This window comes from Zoogloea sp. (assembly GCF_041914405.1).
In the GTDB taxonomy this organism is placed as follows: Bacteria; Pseudomonadota; Gammaproteobacteria; order Burkholderiales; family Rhodocyclaceae; genus Zoogloea.
Map to the genome: position 1 here is coordinate 182,299 of NZ_JAYSDK010000001.1, position 22,243 is coordinate 204,541.

Genomic DNA, 22,243 nt, shown 5'->3' on the forward strand with positions numbered 1-22,243 from the left:
GGCAGGGGCGCGCTCACTGGATGGATTCGAGGCGCACGCCTTCGGCGCCGACGAGGACGATCCGCTTGTCGTCCAGCGGGGCGAGGCCGAAATAGGCCATCGGGCGGCTGGTCTTGACGGGCTGGAAGGTCTTGCCGTCGTCGCGGCTGACGTTCACCGCGCCGGCCTGGGTGGTCAGCAGCACGCTGCCACCATTGAGCGCCACGCCGCCGGTGATGCCGGCCGGGGTGCCGAGGGAGGCCTTCTCCCAGCTGCGGCCCTGGTCATCGCTGCGGTACAGGCTGCCGCGCATGCCGAAGGCCAGCACGGTGTCCTTGTCGGTGACGACGAGGCCGAACAGGGTGCCCTTGTAGGGCGTCGGGGCCTGCACGAAGCGCTGCGAGGCCTTGTCGAAGCGCCACACCGCGCCCTGCTCGCCAGTCAGGTAGAGACTGCCGGCGCGCCCGCGGATGCTGTAGAAGTGCAGCTCGCCGGGGTTGTCGGTGCGGTCCATCCACGGCGTCCAGGTCTTGCCGCCGTCGGTGGTGCGGAACAGGCGGTTGAAGGTGCCGACGACGAAGCCGGTCGTCTCGTTCTCGAAATACACATCGAGGAAGGGCTGGGTACCGCCACCGGCCTGCAGGTTCTTTTCCCGCTCGACCAGCATCGCCGCCTCCGGCGCGCCGGAGCCCTGGAAATGCCGCAGCGTCAGCTCGGCCGCCTGTACACCGTCGAGCTGCTTGACCCAGGTGGCGCCGCCATCGCTGGAATGCAGCACGACGCCGCCGTGGCCAACCGCCCAACCGAGCTTGGGGCTCGGGAAATTGACCGCCACCAGGTCGGAGCCGACCGGCACGCGGGCCTGGGTCCAGCTGGCACCGGCGTCGTCGGAATAGATGATCATGCCGCGCAGGCCGACGGCGACGATGCGCGTACCGGCCACCGCCGAGCCGAGCAGCGCGCTGGTCGCGCCGATCTTGCTCTGGGCTGCGGGGATGTTGATCGGATTGTCGAACGCCAGGGCGGTCCCCGCCTGCGTCGATGCGATGAGTAGCAGGGACGCGACGACCCCTGCCTTTTTTATTATCGGCAACACGTGTGTTCTCCTTCCACCAGGTGAGACTGGGGCAGGCGCCGGACCGGATGCACCGGCCCGCGCCTGTCGGGGTGAGGCTGGGTGCTGGCTTAGCGGATACCGCCGCCGGCCAGGGCCTCGGAGCTGAAGAAGTTGTTGGGCTTGGCGTCGGTGACGATCCAGCCGCCGGTGTCGGTCACGTTCTGCTGGCGGGCGTAGTTGCCGGTGGCCAGGTCGGCGGTGACCCATTCGTCGGTGGAGTGGTGGCCCGGGGCGTCATACAGGGAGATCGGCAGGCTGTAGGTGACGCGGTAGATCTGGTTGGCCGAGTCGTAGCCTTCGGTCATGCCGATGCCGGGCATGTCCTCGTCCCAGTACAGGGTGCGCTTCGGATAGACGTGGCGCTTACCGTCCTTGAGGGTCGCTTCCACCACCCACACGCGGTGCAGTTCCCAGCGCACGCAATCGGGGTTCAGGAAGTTCTTGGTGGCGAAGGCGGTGGAATTCGGGCAGCTCTTCGGATCACGCACCTTGTAGGTGTTGTACGGGATGTACATCTCCTTCTTGCCGATCAGCTTGAAGTTGTAGCGGTCCAGCGCACCGTAGAACACCGCCGCCTCGTCCACCGTGCCGGCGCCGCCGCCGGTCGGGCTGGGGGTGTCGTAGGCGATGTCCGGCGACAGCTTCACGCGACGCTGGCCGGGCAGGTAGGACCAGGCGCGGCGGCCGACGTTGACCATATCCACCGAGTCATGCACGACCAGCTTCTCGCCGGCCTTGCGGGCGGGATCGGAGTAATCGACGCGGATCTTCTCGTAGGGCTCGTCGGCGCTGATCGGGGTGGTGCGCTTCGGGTCGAAGATCGGATACTGGATCCACATCGTGGCGACACCCGTCGTGGTGTTGTTGCCCTGGGTATCCACCACGGTGCCGGTCATGCCTTCCGACATCAGCGCGTAACCGTCGTACTTGAACAGGCGGTTCCACATCACCTCGTTGCCGGTCTTGGGAATCGGGAACGGGATGCCCGCGTAGCAGCCTTCCAGCTGCAGGCCGTTGTTGATGGTCTTGCAGGCGGTGGCGTTCTTGATCGAGTTATCCAGGTAGAACTGCGGATAGGTGATGTTGCGGTGGGTCGGATAGACGTCGATACGGAAGCCGGCGTACTTCTTCATCATCGCCTTGATGCCCTCGGACAGCTTGCCGGCGTGCTTGTCCATGTTCTTGGCATCGATGGAGTACAGCGGCTTCTCGTTGGCGAAGGGGTCGGGGCGGTGCTTGGGGTTCTTCGGGTCAAAGTTGGCCGGCGGCTTGATCGGGCCGGCCAGGTCGGGAATGGTGCCTTCCTTGTTGCCCTTCTTCTCGGCGCCCCACGGAGTCAGCGTGGAGCCGAGCTGCTTGGCCTCCTCGGCGGTGACGGCGGCCAGGGCGGACGCGGAAACGGTCGAGGCGACAGCCAGTGCGACCAGGGTGCGGATGTTCGTTTTCATGCCTTGTCTCCTGCCTGATTCTTAGAATGTGGTCTTGAACGTGAAGGACAGCCAGCTGCGGTCGCTGATCGCCGCGTTGCCGTTGAAGGCCGATACGGTGCCGTCGGCGGCGCGCAGGTAATTGCCGAAGTAGTTGGTGTAGGCCAGGTCGAACTTGTACTTGGCCATGTACTCGGCGCCGACCCCGATGCTCCAGGTGCCGCTGTTCTCGTTACCGCCGAAGGGCACCGGGGAATTGCCCTTGAGGCCGATGTCGTAGTGGATCGGCATGGTGATGTCGACACTGGGCAGGGCCTGGAACCAGGTCGGCGTGAAGGTGGCGGAAATACCGTAGGCCGAATCGGTGGAGCAGCCCGACTTCACGCCGGAGCAGGCGCCGTACTTGTCGCCGCTGAACAACGCCTTGGAGCCTTCATCCACGTGGGCCAGGCGGCTGTAGGAGAGTTCGGCCATCAGCGTCGCCGAATCGAACACCGCAGTCTTGCCGACGTAGGCCAGCGCATTCACCAGACCATGCCAGGTGGAGCCACGGGCGATCTCGCTGGAGCCGCCGAGCGTGTTGAGGGCTCCGTTGTCGCGGCGTACCAGTTCGGCGCCGAAGGCGATGCCGGAGATCTGCTTTGACACGCTGACGCCCCACAGGCGCACATCCTGGGCGTAGGCGTTGTACATATAGCCGGCCGGGTTGGCGAGGATGGTCGGCACCTTGTCGTCGAAGTGACGGTAGTACAAACCGACGGTGGCCTGCAGCCATTCCGGCGTCAGCTTGGTATTGACGCCCCAGCTGCCACGGTTGCCCGGGTTGTGGCCACTGCGGTCACCGAGATAGGGCGTGCCGAAAACATTGGTGCCACCGGCGAAAAAGGGATCGGCGCTGGACAGGTAGGTGCCGCCCTCGGGCAGACGGTACGGCGCCCATTCAAGGTAGTACTGGGCTGCCACCGACACGGTGTCGTTGATCTGGGCCTGGGCCGACAGCTGGCTGAGCGGCAGGAACAGTTCCTTCGCTTCGGAGCCCGGCGTCGCCAGCGCCTTGCGGAAATCCACCGGGCCTTGCGAGTAGGACACGCCGTGGATCGGCGAGAACAGGGACTCACCCCAGTAGATCGTGTGGCGGCCGAACTTCACATTGACCGGCACGTCGGCGATGTCCACGCGGCCGAACACGAAGGCGTCGAGCAGCTCGCCGGACTTGGTGTAGTAGCGCTTCACCGTGTCGGTGTAGCGGTTGCCGGCATAGGGCGACGGCAGCGCCGCCAGGGCCGCCAGGGCCGGGTTGCCCTCGAACTTGTCGTTGTAGGCCGCGTCGTACCAGGCCGCGCCGGACAGGCGGAAGCCGTAGTTCTTCTTGACCACGAAATCGAGCTCGGACAGCAGGTCGACGCGGTTGGTGACCAGGTCACCCTTGTCGAACTTGCCGTCGCTGCCGTTGTGCAGCCAGGTGTTGTAGATGCTGGCGTCACGCCCCTTGGTACGCATGCCGACGTTGTACTTGACGGTGTTGTCCCAGCGGATCTCCACGTCGGAACCTTCCGCCGTCGGGATCTGGAACGCCATGGCCTGGCCAGCGGCCAGGGATGCTGCCGCCAACGCGACTGCGGTCGCCATCCGACGACGCGGAATGCCGCTGACAAATCTGTTTTTCACGCCTTTACCTCCTCCGGTTTGAACACTGCAAGGCTCTCCGGACACCTTCCCGATCCGGCCCAACCCAGTCTCTTTGCTTGATGTAAAAAACCATCTAGCTCGTTTTTTTTGAAAGATTACTCCCAAACTTTTGAACTGCCAAGCGGGAATTTTGAAATATCGACAGAAGCCAGTTCGGCTCTGTCAGCGGGCACCGGACGGGGATCCGTCAATCAGGCGGAGAAGCTTGCGTGGCGCGGCTTGCGGGGAAACGAGAGGGGGACGCGGAAGACTGCGGAGAGGCTGGACGAGATGCGAAAACAGTGGATTTCAGGCCCGCCGCAAGGCCATATGGGTACGGATCAGATCCAACGCGCCGGCCCGGAAACACTCTTCCGGCTCGCTCGACAACCAGTGCTTGATAAGCCCACCGACAAACACGAAGGTGTCCTGGGCGACGATCGCCGGATCGAAGCCCGCCCGCAGCAGGCCCTTCGCTGCTGCGCGCTGATAGGCCGCGGTCAGGCCATCCAGGAATTCCAGCTGGCCTTCGGTGCGCATGCGCAGGCCGCTGAAATCCTCGACGTATTCGCACTTGAAACTCAGGATCTCGATGGTCTCCCGCGTCTCGGGCTGGTCTTCCATGATGTGGATGATCTCGCGCAACGCACGTTCGATACCCTGCAGCGGATCCGCCTCCGCCTCGTCGAAGACCACGCGGTCCACGAAGGGCAAGGTGGCCTGCTCACGCATCGCAAAGAAAAGATCAGTCTTGTTTCTGAAATGCCAATAGACTGCCCCGCGGGTCACCCCGGCGGCGGCGGCAACCCTTTCCAGCGTCGTCCGGGCCACCCCGCATTCCAGGAAAACCCGCCGGGCGGCGTCCAGGATATGACGGCGCGTGAGCTCCGCTTCTTCTTTTGTCTTACGAACCATCCGGGTTATCCGCTATCTGAAATGTGGTGCCGCGCTATTTACATACATCCGTGATTGTATAAACTTTTCACAATCAAGACCAAAAATCCAGCCCCCGGAAGTCACCCATGAACGCCACCCCGACCGCCTCCTGTACGTTCGCGCGCCGCGCGACCCTGCCCACCCTCGTCGCCACGGCCCTGTTGCTGGGCGCCTGTACGAGCAAGGACCAGCAGGCCGGCCCGCCACCGGGCGCCGGGCAGGCACTGCCGGTGACGGTGCTGGCGGTGCAGCCGACCCGCGTCGAGACCAGCGTCGAGGCGGTGGCGCAGACCGAGGGCGCCAAGGAAGTCGAAGTGCGGGCCCGCGTCGGCGGCATCCTGACCAAGCGCATCTATGAAGAAGGCACCGCCGTGAAGGCCGGCCAGCCGCTGTTCCAGATCGACCGCGAGCCCCTTGAAGTCGCCGTCGCCCAGGCCAAGGCCCAACTCGCCCAGAACAAGGCCCGCCTCGAGCAAACCGCCCGCGAGGCAGCCCGTTTGAAGGCCCTGCTCGCCCAGCAGGCGATCAGCCAGCGCGAATACGACACCGCCGCCTCCGACGACGCAGCAGCCCGCGCCGCCGTGCAGGCCGCCGAGGCCTCGCTGCGCCAGGCCGAGCTGAACCTCACCTGGTCATCGGTCAGCGCGCCAGTGTCCGGCATCACCGGCCGCGCTGCGGTGTCGGAAGGCAACCTGATCAGCACCGGCGGCCTCCTCACCACGGTGGTCCAGGTGAACCCGATGTGGGTGCGCTTCTCGGTTTCGGAGAACGAACTCAACGCGGCGATGCCCGGCGGAAAGTTCAAGCCCCAGGCGGTGCGCGGCGTCGAGCTGGTGATGCCGGACGGCAGCACCTACCCGGTACGCGGCAAGCTCAACTTCGCCGCCAGCCAGATCAACCCCAGCCTCGGCACCCTCCAGCTGCGCGGCGAGTTCGCCAACCCGGACGGCAGCCTGCTGCCCGGCCAGTTCGTGCGCGCCCGCCTGCTCACTGGCGAGCGCGACGGCGTCTTCAAGGTGCCGCAGAACGCGGTGATGCAGACCGACAAGGGCGCCGTGGTGATGCTCGCCGGCGCCGACAACAAGGTCGAGCCGCGGCCCGTGCAGACCGGCGCCTGGAGCGGCAAGGACTGGATCATCCTGGGCGGCCTGAAGGCCGGCGACAAGGTCATCATCGACAACCTGATCAAGGTCCGTCCGGGCGCCCCCGTCGCCCCCCACGCGCCGGGCGAAGGCCCCGGCGCCGCCAAGCCGGGCACCGCCCCGGCCGCGGCACCGGCGGCTGCGCCGGCGAAGGGTTGAGGGAGCACGGTCCATGTCGCGTTTCTTCATCAGCCGCCCGATCTTCGCATCGGTCATCTCGATCATCATCGTGATCGCCGGCCTCATGGCCTCGCTCACGCTGCCGGTCGCCCAGTACCCGGAGATCACGCCGCCGACGGTGATCATCTCCGCTACCTTCCCCGGCGCCAACGCCGAGACCCTGTCGCGCACCGTCGCCGCCCCGATCGAGGAGCAGCTGTCGGGCGTCGAAGGCCTGCTGTACTACAACTCCCAGAGCACCTCGAACGGCACGGTCAGCATCACCGCCACCTTCGAGGTCGGCACCAACCCCGACACCGCGCTGATCGCCGTCAATAACCGGGTCAAGGTGGCCGAGCCGCGCCTGCCCGACGACGTGCGGCGCACCGGTGTGCTGGTGCAGAAGCGCTCCAACAACATCCTGATGCTGGCCGCCGTCCGCTCGCCGGACAACACCTTCGACACGCTGTACCTGGCCAACTACGTGGCCATCAACATCATCGAGGAAATCCGCCGCATCCCCGGCGTCGGCGACGCACAGCAGTTCGACCCGCTATACGCGATGCGGGTGTGGCTGAAGCCCGACGTGATGGCCAAGCTCGGCGTCACGACCACCGACGTTGCCGCCGCGATCAAGGTGCAGAACACCCAGAACGCCGCCGGCAAGATCGGCGCCGAACCCGTGGTGAACGGCCAGCAGCTGACCTACACCGTCAGTGCCAAGGGCCGCCTGCTGACTCCCGACGAGTTCGGCAACATCGTCCTCAAGGCCAGCGGCCCCAACGGCGTGGTGCGCCTGAAGGACGTCGCGCGCCTCGAACTGGGCGCAGACAACTACGACCGCAGCGCCAAGGTGAACGGCTCGCCGGTGTCCGGCATGGGCATCTACCTGCAATCCGGCGCCAATGCGCTGGACACCGCCAAGGCCGTGCGTGCGCGCCTGGACGAGATGCAGAAGCGCTTCCCGAAGGGCATGGAGTACTTCGTGCCCTACGACACCACGCGCTTCATCCAGGAGTCCGCCAAGGAGGTGATCCACACCCTCGTCGAGGCCGCCATCCTGGTGATCGCGGTGGTCTACCTGTTCCTGCAGAACTGGCGCGCCACGCTGATCCCCATCGTGGCGGTGCCGGTGTCGCTGATCGGCACCTTCGCCGGCATGTGGCTGTTCGGCTTCTCGATCAACACCCTGACCCTGTTCGCGATGGTGCTGGCGATCGGCATCGTCGTGGATGACGCGATCGTCGTGCTGGAGAACGTCGAGCGCCTGATGAGCGAGCAGAAGCTGTCGCCGAAGGACGCGGCCATCGAGGCAATGCGCGAGGTGTCCGGCGCGGTGGTAGCCATCGTGCTGGTGCTGTGCGCGGTGTTCATCCCGGTGGCCTTCCTCGGCGGCATCGCCGGCAAGCTGTACCAGCAGTTCGCCGTCACCGTCGCGGTGGCCGTGGTGATCTCGGGCATCGTCGCGCTGACCCTCACGCCGGCCCTGTGCGCGCTGCTGCTCAAGCCGACCCACGAGGAAAAGCCGCTGTTCCGCCCGTTCAACCAGGCCTTTGAAGGCTTCACGCGCTTCTACACCAACACCGTCGGGCTGACCCTGCGCCACGGCATCGTCGGCACGGTGGTCTTCGTGCTAACCATCGCCGCCGCCTTCGGCCTGTTGCGCGTCGTGCCGGGCAGCTTCGTGCCGGCCGAGGACCAGGGCTACCTGTTCGGTTTCGTCACCCTGACCGATGGTGCCTCGGCCCAGCGCACCGGCGTGGCCGCCGAGCAGATGCGCCAGCGCATCATGTCCGACAACATCGAGAACATCTTCTTCATCAACGGCTCGGACTTCATCACCGGCAACAACCGCGCCAGCGTGGCGACGACCTTCATCGTCTTCAAGCCGTGGGACCAGCGTACGGTGACCACCACCGACATGGCCGGCAAGTTCATGGGCATCGGCATGAGCCTCTCCGACGGCATGGGCCTGGTCTTCAACCCGCCGCCGATCCAGGGCCTCGGCACCGCCGGCGGCTTCGAGGTGTATGTGCAGAACCGCGCCGACGGCGACCCGCGCACGCTGGCGGCGGTCAGCGCCCAGTTCGTCGAAGCCCTCAAGAAGCGCCCCGAGCTGACCGGCATCAACACCTTCTTCCGCGTCACCGCACCGCAGCTGTACGTGGAGGTGGACGAGCCGAAGGCGCTGGCGATGGGCCTCCCGCTGGACGCCATCTACGCGACCCTGCAGGCCAACACCGGCACGCTGTACGTCAATGACTTCAACCGCAGCGGCAAGACCTTCAAGGTCCAGGTGTCGGCTGACGCCGCCTACCGCATGAAGCCGGACGACCTGCTCAAGCCCTACGTGCGCAGCGCCACTGGCGAAATGGTGCCGCTGTCGGCGGTGGCCACCGTCAAGACCATCACCGGCCCCGAGATGGTGGAGCGCTTCAACGGCTTCGTCGCCGCCAAGGTGCTTGGCAACGCCGCCCCCGGCTACAGCTCCGGCGACGCCATCAAGGCGGTGGAAGAAGTGGCGCTGGAAGTGCTGCCCGAAGGCTACCGCGCCGAATGGGTCGGCCAGGCCTTCCAGGAGAAACGCACCGGCAAGGCCTCGATCATCGCCTTCGTGTTCGGCATCATCATGGTGTTCCTGATCCTCGCGGCCCAGTACGAGAAGTGGTCGCTGCCGCTAGCGGTGATCATGGCGGTGCCGTTCGCGATGTTCGGCGCGCTGGTCGCGGTGCTGTTGCGCAACATGCCCAACGACATCTACTTCCAGATCGGCCTGGTGGTGCTGGTCGGCCTCGCCGCCAAGAACGCGATCCTGATCGTCGAGTTCGCCGCCCAGAAGCAGGCCGAAGGCATGAAGATCGTCGATGCGGCGATCGAGGCGGCGCGCCTGCGCTTCCGCCCGATTGTGATGACTTCGCTGGCCTTCGTGCTCGGCGTGCTGCCGCTGGCCATTTCCTCCGGTGCCGGCGCCGCCGCGCGGCGCTCGATGGGCACTGGCGTGGTCGGTGGCATGCTGGCAGCAACCTTCATCGCGACGATCTTCATCCCCCTGTTCTTCAAGTGGCTCAGCCGCGGCAAGGTCCGCCATCCGGCCGGTGACCTGCCCAAGAACCACTCCAGCCACGACGAGGTGAAGCCATGAACCGCCCCCGACTGACCGGCCTGCCGCCCCTGCTGGCGCTGGCCCTCGCCCTCGGCGGCTGTGCCCTCGGCCCCGACTACGCGCGCCCCGACGCCGCCGTCGCGCTGCCCGAGGCCTACACCGCCGCCGCCCCGCTGGCCCAGAGCCCCGGCGTCGAGAGCAACTGGTGGAGCCTGTTCGGCGACCGCCAGCTCGACGAACTGGTCAAGCAGGCCCTGGCCAGCAGCCCCGACGCCCGCCTCGCCGCCGCCCGCATCGAGGAAGCCGACGCGGTACTGGCCCAGGTGGACGCCGCGCTGCTGCCCCAGGTGGACGGCAACGCATCGAGCACCCGCAGCCGCACCGTGCTGCCCAACACCAACCCGCCGAAGAACCTGACCCGCACAGTCAACAAGCTCGGCCTGTCCACCTCCTTCGAGCTGGACGTGTGGGGCAAGCTGCGCCGCGCCTCCGAAGCGGCCCGCGCCCAGGCGCTGGGCACCCGCTACGCCAGCGACACGGTGTCCCTCAGCCTGTCCGCCGCGGTGGTGCAGGCCTACCTCAACCTGCGCGCCATCGATGCCCAGCTGCTGGTCACCCGCGACTCCCTCGCCGCCCAGCAGCGCAGCACCGAGCTGACCCGCAGCCGCTTCAGCGGCGGCATCGCCTCGCGCCTCGACGTGGAACAGGCCGAAGGCGCGCTGGCCAGCTACACCGCCGTGCAGCTGCAACTCGACAAAAGCCGCGCCCTCGCCGAGAACCTGCTCGGCCTGCTGGTCGGCCAGCCCGGCCTGAAGGTCGCCGCCGGCGACCTGCGCAGCCTGCCGCTGCCGCCGGTGCCGCCGGCCGGCCTGCCGTCTGCCCTGCTGGAAGCCCGCCCTGACGTCCGCCAGGCAGAAACCGCGCTGATCGCCGCCAACGCCAAAATCGGCGTGGCCAAGGCTGCGCTGTTCCCGAGCATCACCCTCACCGGCAGCTTCGGCCGCGAAAGCTCGGACCTCTCCAAGCTGTTCGATGCGCCGGCCACGGTGTGGTCCTTCGGCGCCGGCCTGACCCAGCCGATCTTCGAGGGCGGCCGCCTGCGCGCCCAGGTGGACCAGGTCACCGCCCAGCAGAAGCAGAGCCTCGAGAGCTACCGCAAGGCCGTGCAGACCGCCTTCCGCGAAGTGAACGACGCGCTGGTCAGCGTGCGCCAGAACGGCGAAGCCGAAGACGCCTACACCAAGGCGATGGACGCCGCCAAACGCGCCCTGCAGCTGGCCCAGACCCGCTACGAGCACGGCTACTCGGCCTATCTCGACGTGCTGGTCGCCCAGCGCACCGCCAACGACGCCACGCTGGCCTGGGTGCAGAACCGCCAGGCTCGCCTCAGCTCGACGGTGGACCTGTTCAAGGCCCTCGGCGGCGGCTGGAAGGCCGGCTGAGCGGCAAGCCGCAACGCATGAGAAAAGGCCAGGGCATGCCCTGGCCTTTTTTGCTTGCAGAGAGTTGGGGCCTGCTCGGCCGCCTGGCTTGACGCCGTGGGTGAATGAATTCGCCCCTACAGGAGCTGGCCCCTGCCGCTTACTTCGCCAGCTTGAACTGCTTGAGTTCGCCGGTCAGGTAGCCCACCGCGGCACCGAACTTGTTCTTGTAGTTGGCCTTGATCAGCGGATCCAGCGTGTCCTTGACGACGTTGTGGATGCTGCCCCAGTCGCCCGGATGCTGGAAGTTGCTCATGATGTAGGTCCAGCCGTTGATCTCATCCACCGCATGCAGGCCGGTCGATTCGCCGCCGGCGGGGATCGACATGATGCGCGACAGCACCTTGGTGTCGATGTTGTAGGCCCACAGGAAGTTATTGACGTGCTGGCCGCTGTCTTCGCCGATGAACAGGGTGCGCATCTTCTCGGAGAACTTCAGGTTGTCCGGGTTGGCGACCTTGTTCGGGTTGCCGGTGTTGCCGAGCGCGTCGGCGGCGATGTCCTCGCCGATCAGCAGCGCCTTGGTATCCGCCGGCATCCACTCGCTGTTGATGGCCGCACCCTTGTCGTCCTTCAGGCCACTCGTCAGGTTGAGAGCCATCACCGCGCCGGCCTTGAGGGCCTTGTTGAGGGAGATGCCGTTGCCGGCGGTGTAGCCCTTGCCGCCGACGACCATCGAGTCCTGGCAGTTCTGCAGCGCGGAGTAAGCCACCTTGTCCTTGACGTTGACGGTCGTGCCTTCCATCTTCGTGAAGCCCATGCTGGCGCCCACATAGGCCGCGTAGCGGTGGGTTTCGAGGAAGGCCGCGGCCTTCTCGTTGATGACCTTGATCCACTCGGTCTTGCCGTTGGAGATCACCTTCCTGAAGCTGGCATCGGCAGGGTCGGTGCTGCGCACGTCCATGATGTCGGTCGGCTTGATGCCGCTGTCCACCAGGGCCTTGATCTCGGCGCTGCTGGCCGACCCCAGCTTGATCCACGACAGCGGTGCGGCGGCGGCAGCCGGATCGATGGAGAAGCCGGCACCGACCTTGGCCACGTACAGGGAGCCGGCGGACAGATCGTTCTCCTTGTCGGCAACGAACACGAAGTAGCCGCTGTTGGTCGCATCGTCGCCCATGAACACCGTGCGGCGGTCCGGCATCACCTGCACCAGCTCGTGGGAGATGCGGCCCAGGCAGTAGTGCTTCTTGATCGAGCCGGTGCCGTCCGCATTGACGGTGACTTCCGGCAGATGGCCGTAGTGATAGGGATTGGCGGTCGCCTCGTTGCCGAACAGGTTCTTGCTGAAGGCCTTGAGCTGGGCGTTGCTGGCCACGAAGGCGTCCGGCTCGTACTCCTCGCTCGACAGGTGGGTGCCCCACGGCGACAGGCTGGCGCCACAGGTGATCCACAGGCCATTGACCTTGGAGGTATCGACGTTGTGGTACTTCACCAGGGACAGCTTGCCAGTGGCCGGGTCCTGGTCCAGGGTCAGCACGGCGATCGGCGACGGTAGCTTGCCGTACATGTCGGTCTTGCCGTCCTGCGCCCAGGTGGTGTATTCGAACTGCACCACGGCGAACACCGGGTTGCCCTTCACGCCGTCAACCTTGGCACCGGCAACGGTCAGCAGTGAGGTGCCATCCGGCGCATCGGAGAAGAACTGACGCTCCTGGCCGGCCACCGTCGTATCGATGATCGGCTGGTTGTTGATGTCGTAGTAACCGCCCGCCAGGATCTTGCCGCCCTTGCCGTCGGCCACCAGATCGCCGGTGATGAAGAAAGGCTGGTAGGACAGCGTGTAGTCGAGCTTGCTCGAATCGGCGAAGTTCACCGACATCACGGAACCGACGGTGGTCGTGGCCATCGCTGCCGGGTTGGCCAGGGTCGGGGCCGGCATGTTGCTGAAGCTGACGCTGGACAGGGCCACCGGCGCATCGGAACCGCCGCTGCCACCACAGCCGCCCAAGAACGCGGAAGCCCCCGCGATGGCAGAGGAGAACGGCAGCAAGGGAGCGCCCGACATGAGCTTCAAGAGATGGCGACGGGACGAGTCCGGCAGGGTTTTCATAACAGTGACAACTCCAGTGAGATTGCGTAAAGGTCGCAATCTTCACTGGCAATCATGAAAGCTTTATGAAAGCCTGGTGATAGCTTTCCCCTGCCGCCCCAATCGCCACTGCCAACCCAATCGCCACTGCCAACCCAAGCCCCCGCCATGCGCCTCACCGTCCGCGAATTCGAAGAGCCAGACCGCGAAACCCTGCGCGGGATCTACACCGCGTCCCGCCGTGCCGCCTTCACCTGGCAGAACCCGGCAAGCTTCCAGCCCGCCGACTTCGACACCGACACCGAGGACGAATGCATCCTCGTCGCGCTGGCCGATGACGTGCCGGTCGGCTTCGCTTCCATCTGGGAGCCCGACAGCTTCCTGCACACCCTCTTCGTCCATCCCGACTTCCAGCACCGGGGCGTCGGCAAGATGCTGCTCACCCACTGCTCGGCCTATTTCACCGCCGCCACGCCGACGCTGAAATGCCTCAAGGCCAATACCCAGGCCATCGGCTTCTATATGCACCAGGGATGGAAAGCGGTTGCCGACGGGGACTCGCCGGACGGTCCTTATCTACTGTTCGCGCGGCCCGCCGAGGGGGAGTGCGGAAATAGCCAATACCGCCCGCCCCCTGCGGACTTGATCTAATTCAATACGGCAATTGCAGGCCCGTGCTAGAGCACGTCTGGCGGCTTATTTGCCTGTCTTTTAAGAGGACAATTCTCACAAACCCATTTTCATATAACAGAATTTCACATGAGGAGTTGCTAGGATTTTTCTTCCGAATAAAAAGGCATAAAAATGAGACCGACCTTCGCACTCCTTTCCGCATTGTTTCTTTCCACCACCTGCAACGCCGCCACGCTTGAATCCATTCTGGAGCCCTTTCCGGTGCCGGCAACAGAGGATTACACGGCCAACGAATGGCCCATGCTGAACAAAATCAAGGGCGTTAAGTGGAAGAAGAAGGAAGGGCCGAGCGGCGCCAACTGGGGCGAAACCAGGCTCGACAAGCTCGGCCCCGCGATGGTGTCCGCGCAGGGCGCCCGGACCATGGTGTTCGAGTTCAGCGTGTCGATTTCGGAAGGCCAGGGCAAGATCTTCGAGCAGGAGCAATTCGACGACGTACTTCGTGCCCAATTCTCGCCCGACACCAAGATCCGCAAACTGCGCGGCGTCTGCGCGGAAGACGTCGGGCGGCTCAGCGGCAGCGCCGTTTATGAAGTCACGCTGAAGGACAAGAAACCGGTCTTCGCCTTCGTTTCCACGGATGCCGGCGGCAATTCGCCCAATAGCCGGACCTCCGGTTTCGATTTCTCGGTGCAGAACGAAGCACGCTGGAAATGCTCGGAACCGACGCCGGAGCCCCCGAAGCGGACCGTTCCCGTACGCACGGCCCCCGTTGCGGCGCCCAGCCCGCAGGCCGTCAAGGCCGGCAATCGTCTTTTCGGCGCCTGGAAAGTCACCCACTGTGAATTCTATTTGAATGACCAGCTCGCCCCGATCCAGAACTGTCGGCTCAATAGCGGACTCGATTTCCGTTTCACGCCCGAAAAATTCGAATTCCAGATCCAGGGCCGCGACACCGAAATCAGCACCGCACCCAATTACCAGGACACGCAGAACTGGGTGGATGTAATGGACTCCAAGGGCAAGATGAATCGCTTCGTGCTGATCGCCCCGGACAAGGCCTACTTCGCCACGAACAAGAAGGACAACAAGCAGACCAAGTTCTACCTGACGCGGGTGTCACAACTCGTCGAATAAAGGCGTCCCAAAAAAACTGCAATCCGTGGGGGCGAATTCATTCGCCCTCAGTCGGTTGAATAAAGTCCGCGGGCGAATAAATTCGCCCCCACAGTATTCCACTCACCTCCTCCCTCATTCAACTCACCCCCGCTACCTCAGCCAAATCCAGGAAATGTGAACTGTGCCGTAGCGGGCACCCCGGATGCCATGCGATACCTCATCCATCGCCACGACATACCCGGATGCAATGAAAGCCTTGCTGCTACTGCTCGCCCTCGTACTCCCGACACTGGCCCAGGCCGAGGACGAAGGCATCGCAAAGATTTTCCAGGCCCACGGCGTGGAAGGCACGATGGTGCTCACCGCCCTGCACGGCGGACAGACCTTCATCCATGACGAAGCCCGCGCCGCCCGACGCTATCCGCCGGCCTCCACCTTCAAGATCCTGAATACCCTGATCGCCGCCCAGGAATGGGCCATCGCCGACCGGGAAACCCCCTTCAAATGGGACGGCCGCGAACGCGAGATACCCGACTGGAACCGGGACCAGACCCTCGCCACGGCCTTCAAAGTATCCTGCGTATGGTGCTACCAGGACATCGCCCGCAAGATCGGCCCCGCCACCTACCGGCGCTATCTCCGCCAGGCCGATTACGGCGTCCTCGCCGAACCCTTCGACCTCACCACCTTCTGGCTCACCGACCAGTTGCAGATCAGCGCGCGGGAACAGGTCGCCTTCCTGAAGAAGATCGTGCTGCGCCAACTGCCCTTCGGCCCCCACGCCCACCAGGTGTTGCAGGACGTGATGCTCGCCGAACAGACCGAGCACTACCGCCTTTTCGCCAAGACCGGCTGGGCCACCCGCCGTCAGCCGCAGATCGGCTGGTATGTGGGCTACGTGGAAAGCCGCGGCGAAGTCTGGCTGTTCGCAACCAACATCACCCTGCGCTCCGACAAAGACCTGCCCCTGCGCCAGGCCATCACCCGCGCCGCGCTGACTGAAAAGGGCGTGATCCGCTGAGAGGGTGCAGAGGCCAACTCTTCACCGACAGAGCCATCTGCATAAGGCCGCGAACAGATCGTCCGGCACAACCGGCTTGGCGACGAAGTCGTTCATGCCAACCTCCGTGCAGCGCTTGCGATCGTCTTCAAAGACACTGGCCGTCATGGCAACGATAGGCACGTCCCGGTAAGGCTCCAGGCTTCGGATCTGCCGGGTTGCCTCCAGCCCGTCCATCAGGGGCATCTGCATGTCCATCAGGATCAAATCGTAGACCTGCGATCTCGCCAGATCGACGGCTTCCTGCCCGTTGTCGGCCGTTGTCACGACCAGGCCCAGGTCCCGCAGGATGAAGGCGGCAACCTCCTGGCTGGTCGGGTCGTCCTCAACGAGCAGGACTGCTTTTCCGGAACACACGGCCTTGAGCACGTCCTCCGCGTGTTCCACCGAGGGCTCGTCGCCGTCGCGTGCGGTAGCCCGCCCTTTTTCAAGGCACACGGTGAACCAGAACAGGCTGCCCACCCCGGGCGTGCTGCTGGCGCCAGCATGCCCCCCCATCAACTCCGCCAAGCGCTTGCTGATCGTCAGGCCAAGACCGGTTCCGCCGTATTTTCTCGTCGTTGAATCGTCCGCCTGCTCGAAGGGGGTGAACAGGCGCTGCATGGCCTCAGGCGTAATCCCGATGCCGGTATCTTCCACTTCGAAGCGCACGGTCACCTGGCCCGCGTCTTCCGCCTCCACCCGGGCGCGGAGAATAACGTGGCCTGCATCGGTGAATTTGACGGCATTACCCGCAAAATTGAGCAGCGCCTGCTGAATGCGCGTGGGGTCGCCAATAAATGTTTGCGCTTGAGCGATGGCGTTCTCGACGATCAACGCGAGCGGCTTCTTTTCTGCCCGCTCCGCCACCATGGACATCACGCTTTCGAGGATCGACCCGATATTGACGTCGGCGCGCGCCAGACTCAACTTGTCAGCCTCGATCTTGGAAAGGTCGAGGATGTCATTGATCACTTCCAGCAGATGCCGGCCTGCGGTGTCTATCTTGAGCAGGCGATCCCGCTGCTCGTCGGTGAGCGGAGAGCGGCGCAGCAGATGCACCATGCCGGTGATCGCATTGAGCGGCGTGCGGATCTCATGGCTCATGTTGGCGAGGAAACGGCTTTTGGCCAGGTTGGCCGCTTCGGCCGCCTCCTTGGCCATATGGAGCGCATGCTCCGTTTCCTTCCGCTTTGCAATGTCCATCATGAAGGCAATCAGCCGCGGCGGTGAGCTCGAGCCGCCCGGATGGTAATAGACCGTCATCTCGACGGGCAGCAAGCGCCCGTCCTTCGTTTTTTGCGTCGTTTCAAATTTGATGGAGCCCTGCTGGCGAAGCTGGACGCTGACCTGCCTGAACGCTTCCGGCGGGAAAGTTGGATCGATATCCGAGACAGACCGCTGCAGCATCTCGTCCACCGAATAACCCAGAAAACTGGCGTGATACTTGTTGGCATAGATGAAGCGCCCGCTCTCCAGGTCAGCCCAGGTGATGCCGATGCCGACGCTATCCATGGCGAACTGCGTGTCGAGCAGTTGCTCGTTGACCCTCTTGAGTTCCGCGGTCCGCTCGGAAACCAGTCTCTCCAGGCTCGTCCGGTGTTGTTCCAGTTCAATCTGGTTCTCGATCTGCTTCGTGATGTCTCGAGCAATCTTGGAGGCACCAACGATCTCCCCGTTCAGACCGAAAATCGGTGAAATCGTGGCCGAGACGTAGATGGGTGTGCCGTCCTTGCGGAGCCGCCTCGAAACGATGTGATCGACCACCTTGCCGGCACAAATCTGACGCAGGATATCGGCTTCCTCGTCTTTCATTTCCGGTGGAAACAGCCGATCCATCGGCTTTCCAATCATTTCAGCCGCGCTGTAGCCGAATATGATCTCGGCCCCGGGATTCCAGGTCGTCACGATGCCATCCAGGGTCTTACTGATGATCGCATCGTCGGACGATTGAATGATCGCCTCGTAGCGACGGGTCTGGAGTTCGGACTGTTTGCGCTCCGCGATGAAATCATTGATTGATTCCACCAGCACGTCGATTTCATCGTGCCCGCCCGTGATCTTCCACCGGTCGGCCTTCAAGGTCGGCGCATCCCGAATGTCTCCGAGCTGCGTGAGATCATTGGCGAGGCGATGAAGATGCCTGGCGACCAGTTGATAGACGACCGCAAAAAGGGCAAGTGCCAATCCGATGATTTTGACCAGGTCCGTGATGACCAAGGTCTCGAAGCGCTCGGCGACCAGCGCATCAACCTGCCCATAGGATTCCGAAATCCGCAGCGTGCCGATCCGCCAGCTACCGTCCGGCGCCATGATCGGCAGAGCCCATGTGCGTTCCGGGCTGCCGGTGAAACCCGGCTGTGCGATATCGACAATGCGCCGGTCGAGATCCATCACTTCGACCCTGACAAGCGACCCCGAACGCAACATCCCGGTCAGCAAGGCCTTCATGCCGTGTACGTCGTACTGCCACAGGGAAACGGAAATAGCCGAGAGGCTCTGATTGACCGCGGCCTCGACCTCGGCGTGAGCCGCCTGGAGCGCCTTCTCGCGTTCATGCACAAGCCCGAAGGCGGTGGCCAGGGTAAAGACGACCAAGCCTGTAAATATGACAAGGGCCAGAATCTTCAGTGCAAGTGCCGACCCCCACCTGCCCCTTGCCGCTTTTAGCCGCCGAACCGGACGAACCGAATTCATTTCTTCTTCCAGATCTCTTGATAAGCGACGATCGCCTCACGCGTTGCCGCATCTTCATAGCCGTCACCGGCTTTCATCCGGTCGGTCGTGACGAGAACCGGCCTCGATTGAAATCCGCTCGCGGGCGCCCCGGCAAAGGCGCGGTTCAACTCATCGGCCAACTGATAACCCTGGAGCCTGAGCGGCTCGGCAATGGTGGCAACTTGCAGGGAGACGCCGGCAGCGATACGGCTCATCGCCTTGGCGGAGCCGTCCCCCGCCGAAATGTTGGCAACATCCGTCCGGCGGAGCGCCATCAGCGGAAAGGAGATTTCGTCGAAATAGGCGTCATTTACTGCCAGCGTATAGGTCCAGGCGTTTCCATACTTTGAATTGAGCCTGGCAACGGCCGCGGGCATCAAGCTCTTTACGTCGGAGATCGGCACGTTCTCGATTGAAAGCACCTGGCACCCCCGGTTGTGCCCGCAAGCAGCAATACCTTTCTTCATGGCTTCCGTCTTGGCGTTTGCCACCGCATATTGGGCATCGTTGAATATCACGACCCCCACCGGCCTTCCCCTTGCCGCGGCGTCTCTCAATACAAACTCCACCGCCATTCCCGCCACATCAGCCGGGCGGGTTGAAATGTTGGAAAACAGATTATTGGTTTGGCCGGACGATTTGTCTGCATGCCAGCCAACCAGCGCAATGCCGCGCGCCTTTGCAGCGCTCACAACGGCGGAGAAGTCATGCGGATCGAAGCCCCCAAAAACCAGCCCATGGATCTCGGTGGAGACGGATTTGGACAAGAGTGCCGCCTGGATCCGCTTCTGACCTTGACCATCCTCCAGAACGAGCCGCCACCCCAGTTTGCGCGCGGCCTCTTCAAAGCCGCGATACGCCCCCATCACGCCCCCGTTCCTGAAATCCGAGGCCACGAAAACGACCGTTTTCTGTGCTTGTCCGGCAGGGCCAGGCGGTGGGCCCTGGTGGATCTCTGCGGCAATCCCATGCGGCGGACACACGCTGAACAAGATGCAGACCAGAGAACCGATTGCGATCTTCATGGCGGTTCTGGATTTGAATTTTGTCTGACTCTACGCCATTCGAACTTCAGCCATCAATGAAAAAGGCTATTTGAGAATCGCTTTCACTGGTACGCGCGATGCGCCCATTTGAACCCCCGCCCTCCACGTATCTAGAGTTCAAATCCTGGCATCTCGGGTCCAAATCCCGACTGAACAAGTTCACGTCCGGACACCAAAAGTTCTAGTCGGCGCAACACACGGCACCGGGCGCCCAACCCAAGGATGGCGGAAACCCCAAAGTCCGGCCATTTCTGCCAAATTCGAAAAATGTGAACTGTTCCGTAGCGGGCCCGTCGGCAGCCGTGCGATATCTCCCCCATCGCCACGACATACCCCAATGCCATGACCGACTCGCAGCTCCCCGACCTCGCGCAACCGCCCCTGGCCCCGGCCCAAGACACGGCCCGCGCACCAGTCTAAAAGGGCAGCGTCCACCGATGACCCGAAAACCCTACCGCAAGAAACGCTCCGCGCTGGCAGACCTGCTCAATGCCCCGTGGCCGGTGAGTGCATTACTGGCCTTGGTGGTCTATGCCGGCCTCAAATGGGCCCTGCCCGCCTATGGCGCCGGCCGCATGTACCTCCAGCCGGTCAGCATTGCGCTGGCGTCCTTTGCCGAACTGGCCGGCGGCGGCCTGCTGTTGATCGCCCTGCTCGCCTATCTCCGCACTGCCGTCGGCACGAAGAAGGCCGCCACGGCCGGCGAGCCCGTGCCGGAGCCGGCAGACGGCGCCGTGCATGCACGTGTCGCCCACCCGAAGCGAGAATCCGCTTTCCACGACAGCCCCGTCATCGCCCCCACCGCACCGGAACCCCAGTTCGACGCCCGCCCCAGCGCCTGGAGCGTCGAACTGATCCGCGACCTGGAATGGAAGCGCTTCGAGGACGTCTGCCAGCGCTTCTACGCCAGCAAGGGCATCCACAGCGCCACCACACCCCTCGGCCCGGACGGCGGCATCGACATCCGCCTCTTCCAGAACGCCACCGAAACCGACAAGGGCAAATGCACCGCCATCGTCCAGTGCAAAGCCTGGGGCGAGCGCCTCGTCGGCGTCAAACCCGTGCGCGAACTGCTCGGCGTCATGACCCACGAAAGAATCCCCAAAGCCTTCTTCATGACCAGCGGCGGCTTCACCCCCGACGCAAAGGACATCGCCAAGGCCAACCACATCACGCTGATCGACGGCGAGATGTTCCTGATGATGATTCTTCGTTTACCGGAGGATGTGCGGCAGGAATTGCTTAATTTCGCAATTGAAGGGGATTACAAGGTGCCGACGTGTCCGAGCTGCGGGATAAAGATGCGGGTGGTGGCGGGGAGCAATGGGAAGGCGGAGTTTTGGGGGTGTTTTAATTATCCGCGGTGTCGGCAGGTGTTGGGGATAAGAAGGGAGAGGTGAAGAGAGAATTAAATAAGGATTCGGACAGACGGCTCCCGGCCAGTAGGAGACCTTGGGGAGATCTTCCGAAAAGCAGCCACAGTGGCGAACGCTCCACGAGAAAATGGCAATCGCGTTGTTTGCAGGCAGAATCGTGGACGGGGAGTTAACGCGTAACGTATTTCACCGCCCCTTATGGCATAAATATTTGATGCAATCTGCCGAAAGGTCCGCCGGGTCTTGCACCCCAAGTACAGATTTGACTTGCCTATACGGCCTTCAACCTGCGTAAACGTCAAATATGACTTATATTTAAATTAAATACTATTACCTGGCTGTTGTGATGGATACGGAAGAACTTCCGCTCCTTGATGCCTTGCGGGGCTTGGCAATGCTCCAGCAGGAGTTTCTTCGTCTCGCGCTGTTCGTCGCGTCCGAAGGCCCGGTATCCTTCGAGGGAGAAAAGCTAACTTGTTCGCTTGGTGACGGGCAGCGGCGCACAAGCACATTTCTGGCGATGGCTGCAGGTCAGTCATTTGAGACGCTGCTTCATATGGCGAAACTTCGTGGCATTCCGGTTCGGGACGCATATCCGATCGCCCGATCAGCAATCGAATCCTTCATAAACGCTAGCTATCTCTTGGCCGAGTCCGACACCGTGGCTGCGCGAGCTATCCGGTACATCGACTTTGCTGCGTGGCGTCACCACAATCGAAAATTTGGAAGCGGAGAGTTCTCAATCGAGGTTCGCTTAGACCCTGACCCGGCAGCCACACTTGTGAAGGAGTATCCTGAGTTTAGCGGCAAGGGCAAGGGCTTATGGACTAACCTCGATGTTCCAAGCCGCATCAGGAGAGTTGGCGAATTGGCGGGCCCTCGATCTGGATCCCGACTGCTTGCGGCGTATGGTCTGATCTATTCTGTTTCATCCGAGATCATCCACGGTTCTCCCTTCGGGGCCAGCTACTTCTATTCGGCACATTTGAAGGGGGAGGCAACTGCTGAGGCATTTCAAGCCGCGACTGTGCGCCACCTTGAAGAGATCTTCATCGGTGTGCTGCATGCAGGTTGCGGGTACCTTGCAGCGTTCTTTGGGCAACAGAACATGCAAGCGCCATTGAACGGTGAGGAGAAGATATTTGCTCGACTCTTAGAGTTGAGCACAAAGCCGTCTTCGGCGTTCCCGGCTAGTGCGCGTCAGGCAACAGAGCCACAGAACGAACAATGAAATGCTGCCCAACGCATCATTCCAGCGATCCTGCGCG

The 22,243-nt window shown here is 63.3% G+C and carries 15 protein-coding genes; 8 read left to right on the forward strand and 7 right to left on the reverse strand.

Going from position 1 to position 22,243, the window contains the following annotated elements; all coding sequences use genetic code 11:
- Positions 1–13 precede the first annotated feature (13 nt).
- The 4 genes from ACE3RX_RS00820 to ACE3RX_RS00835 all read right to left on the reverse strand — a co-directional run bounded on the left by ACE3RX_RS00820 (position 14) and on the right by ACE3RX_RS00835 (position 5,106).
- On the reverse strand, positions 14–1,075 hold the full coding sequence (locus tag ACE3RX_RS00820; protein ID WP_374479300.1) for a WD40/YVTN/BNR-like repeat-containing protein: 1,062 nt from the start codon (positions 1,073–1,075) through the stop codon (positions 14–16).
- Positions 1,076–1,164: 89 nt separating this feature from the next.
- The gene (locus ACE3RX_RS00825; RefSeq protein ID WP_374479302.1) at positions 1,165–2,544 is read right to left on the reverse strand and encodes a DUF1329 domain-containing protein; all 1,380 of its coding nucleotides are present in this window, start codon (positions 2,542–2,544) and stop codon (positions 1,165–1,167) included.
- Positions 2,545–2,565: 21 nt separating this feature from the next.
- Positions 2,566–4,191, reverse strand: a complete 1,626-nt coding sequence (locus tag ACE3RX_RS00830) for a DUF1302 domain-containing protein (protein WP_374479305.1) — start codon at positions 4,189–4,191, stop codon at positions 2,566–2,568.
- A 309-nt stretch (positions 4,192–4,500) separates the two neighbouring features.
- Positions 4,501–5,106: a TetR family transcriptional regulator gene (locus tag ACE3RX_RS00835; protein ID WP_374479307.1), complete on the reverse strand. Its 606-nt coding sequence runs from the start codon at positions 5,104–5,106 to the stop codon at positions 4,501–4,503.
- A 107-nt stretch (positions 5,107–5,213) separates the two neighbouring features.
- Here ACE3RX_RS00835 and ACE3RX_RS00840 point away from each other — a divergent pair, with 107 nt between their 5' ends.
- From ACE3RX_RS00840 to ACE3RX_RS00850, 3 genes are read left to right on the forward strand one after another with little or no spacing between them, the layout of a single operon-like run.
- Positions 5,214–6,428, forward strand: coding sequence for an efflux RND transporter periplasmic adaptor subunit (locus ACE3RX_RS00840; RefSeq protein ID WP_374479309.1), 1,215 nt, complete (start codon positions 5,214–5,216; stop codon positions 6,426–6,428).
- Positions 6,429–6,441: 13 nt separating this feature from the next.
- Entirely contained in the window at positions 6,442–9,570 is a 3,129-nt protein-coding gene (locus ACE3RX_RS00845; protein ID WP_374479311.1) for an efflux RND transporter permease subunit, read from the forward strand.
- Positions 9,567–10,973: an efflux transporter outer membrane subunit gene (locus tag ACE3RX_RS00850; RefSeq protein WP_374479313.1), complete on the forward strand. Its 1,407-nt coding sequence runs from the start codon at positions 9,567–9,569 to the stop codon at positions 10,971–10,973. Before ACE3RX_RS00845 ends, ACE3RX_RS00850 begins: the two co-directional genes overlap by 4 nt.
- Before the next feature lie 139 nt (positions 10,974–11,112).
- On the opposite strand, the gene ACE3RX_RS00855 is transcribed toward ACE3RX_RS00850, so the two are convergent.
- Positions 11,113–13,065 carry a PhoX family phosphatase gene (locus ACE3RX_RS00855; RefSeq protein WP_374479315.1) on the reverse strand — a complete coding sequence of 651 codons (1,953 nt, stop codon included), beginning with the start codon at positions 13,063–13,065 and terminating at the stop codon, positions 11,113–11,115.
- Positions 13,066–13,212: 147 nt separating this feature from the next.
- Between ACE3RX_RS00855 and ACE3RX_RS00860 the strand changes: the two genes are divergently transcribed.
- The 3 genes from ACE3RX_RS00860 to blaOXA all read left to right on the forward strand — a co-directional run bounded on the left by ACE3RX_RS00860 (position 13,213) and on the right by blaOXA (position 15,817).
- Positions 13,213–13,695, forward strand: a complete 483-nt coding sequence (locus ACE3RX_RS00860; protein ID WP_374479317.1) for a GNAT family N-acetyltransferase — start codon at positions 13,213–13,215, stop codon at positions 13,693–13,695.
- Positions 13,696–13,977: 282 nt separating this feature from the next.
- Complete coding sequence (locus ACE3RX_RS00865; RefSeq protein ID WP_374479319.1) at positions 13,978–14,814, forward strand: hypothetical protein; 837 nt, start codon at positions 13,978–13,980, stop codon at positions 14,812–14,814.
- Between the two features lie 229 nt (positions 14,815–15,043).
- Complete coding sequence (blaOXA, locus tag ACE3RX_RS00870; RefSeq protein WP_374479321.1) at positions 15,044–15,817, forward strand: class D beta-lactamase; 774 nt, start codon at positions 15,044–15,046, stop codon at positions 15,815–15,817.
- A gap of 21 nt (positions 15,818–15,838) precedes the next feature.
- On the opposite strand, the gene ACE3RX_RS00875 is transcribed toward blaOXA, so the two are convergent.
- Both ACE3RX_RS00875 and ACE3RX_RS00880 read right to left on the reverse strand, forming a co-directional pair.
- Entirely contained in the window at positions 15,839–18,532 is a 2,694-nt protein-coding gene (locus ACE3RX_RS00875) for a PAS domain S-box protein (protein ID WP_374479323.1), read from the reverse strand.
- Positions 18,529–19,578 (reverse strand): substrate-binding domain-containing protein, encoded by a 1,050-nt coding sequence (locus ACE3RX_RS00880; protein WP_374479325.1) that lies wholly within the window; start codon positions 19,576–19,578, stop codon positions 18,529–18,531. The genes ACE3RX_RS00875 and ACE3RX_RS00880 overlap by 4 nt, the downstream gene beginning before the upstream one ends.
- A 458-nt stretch (positions 19,579–20,036) precedes the next feature.
- On the opposite strand from ACE3RX_RS00880, the gene ACE3RX_RS00885 reads away from it, so the two are divergent.
- Both ACE3RX_RS00885 and ACE3RX_RS00890 read left to right on the forward strand, forming a co-directional pair.
- A complete protein-coding gene (locus ACE3RX_RS00885) occupies positions 20,037–20,999 on the forward strand; it encodes a restriction endonuclease (protein ID WP_374479327.1) in 963 nt (320 codons plus the stop codon).
- Between the two features lie 322 nt (positions 21,000–21,321).
- Positions 21,322–22,206 (forward strand): DUF5677 domain-containing protein, encoded by an 885-nt coding sequence (locus tag ACE3RX_RS00890; protein WP_374479329.1) that lies wholly within the window; start codon positions 21,322–21,324, stop codon positions 22,204–22,206.
- Positions 22,207–22,243 lie beyond the last annotated feature (37 nt).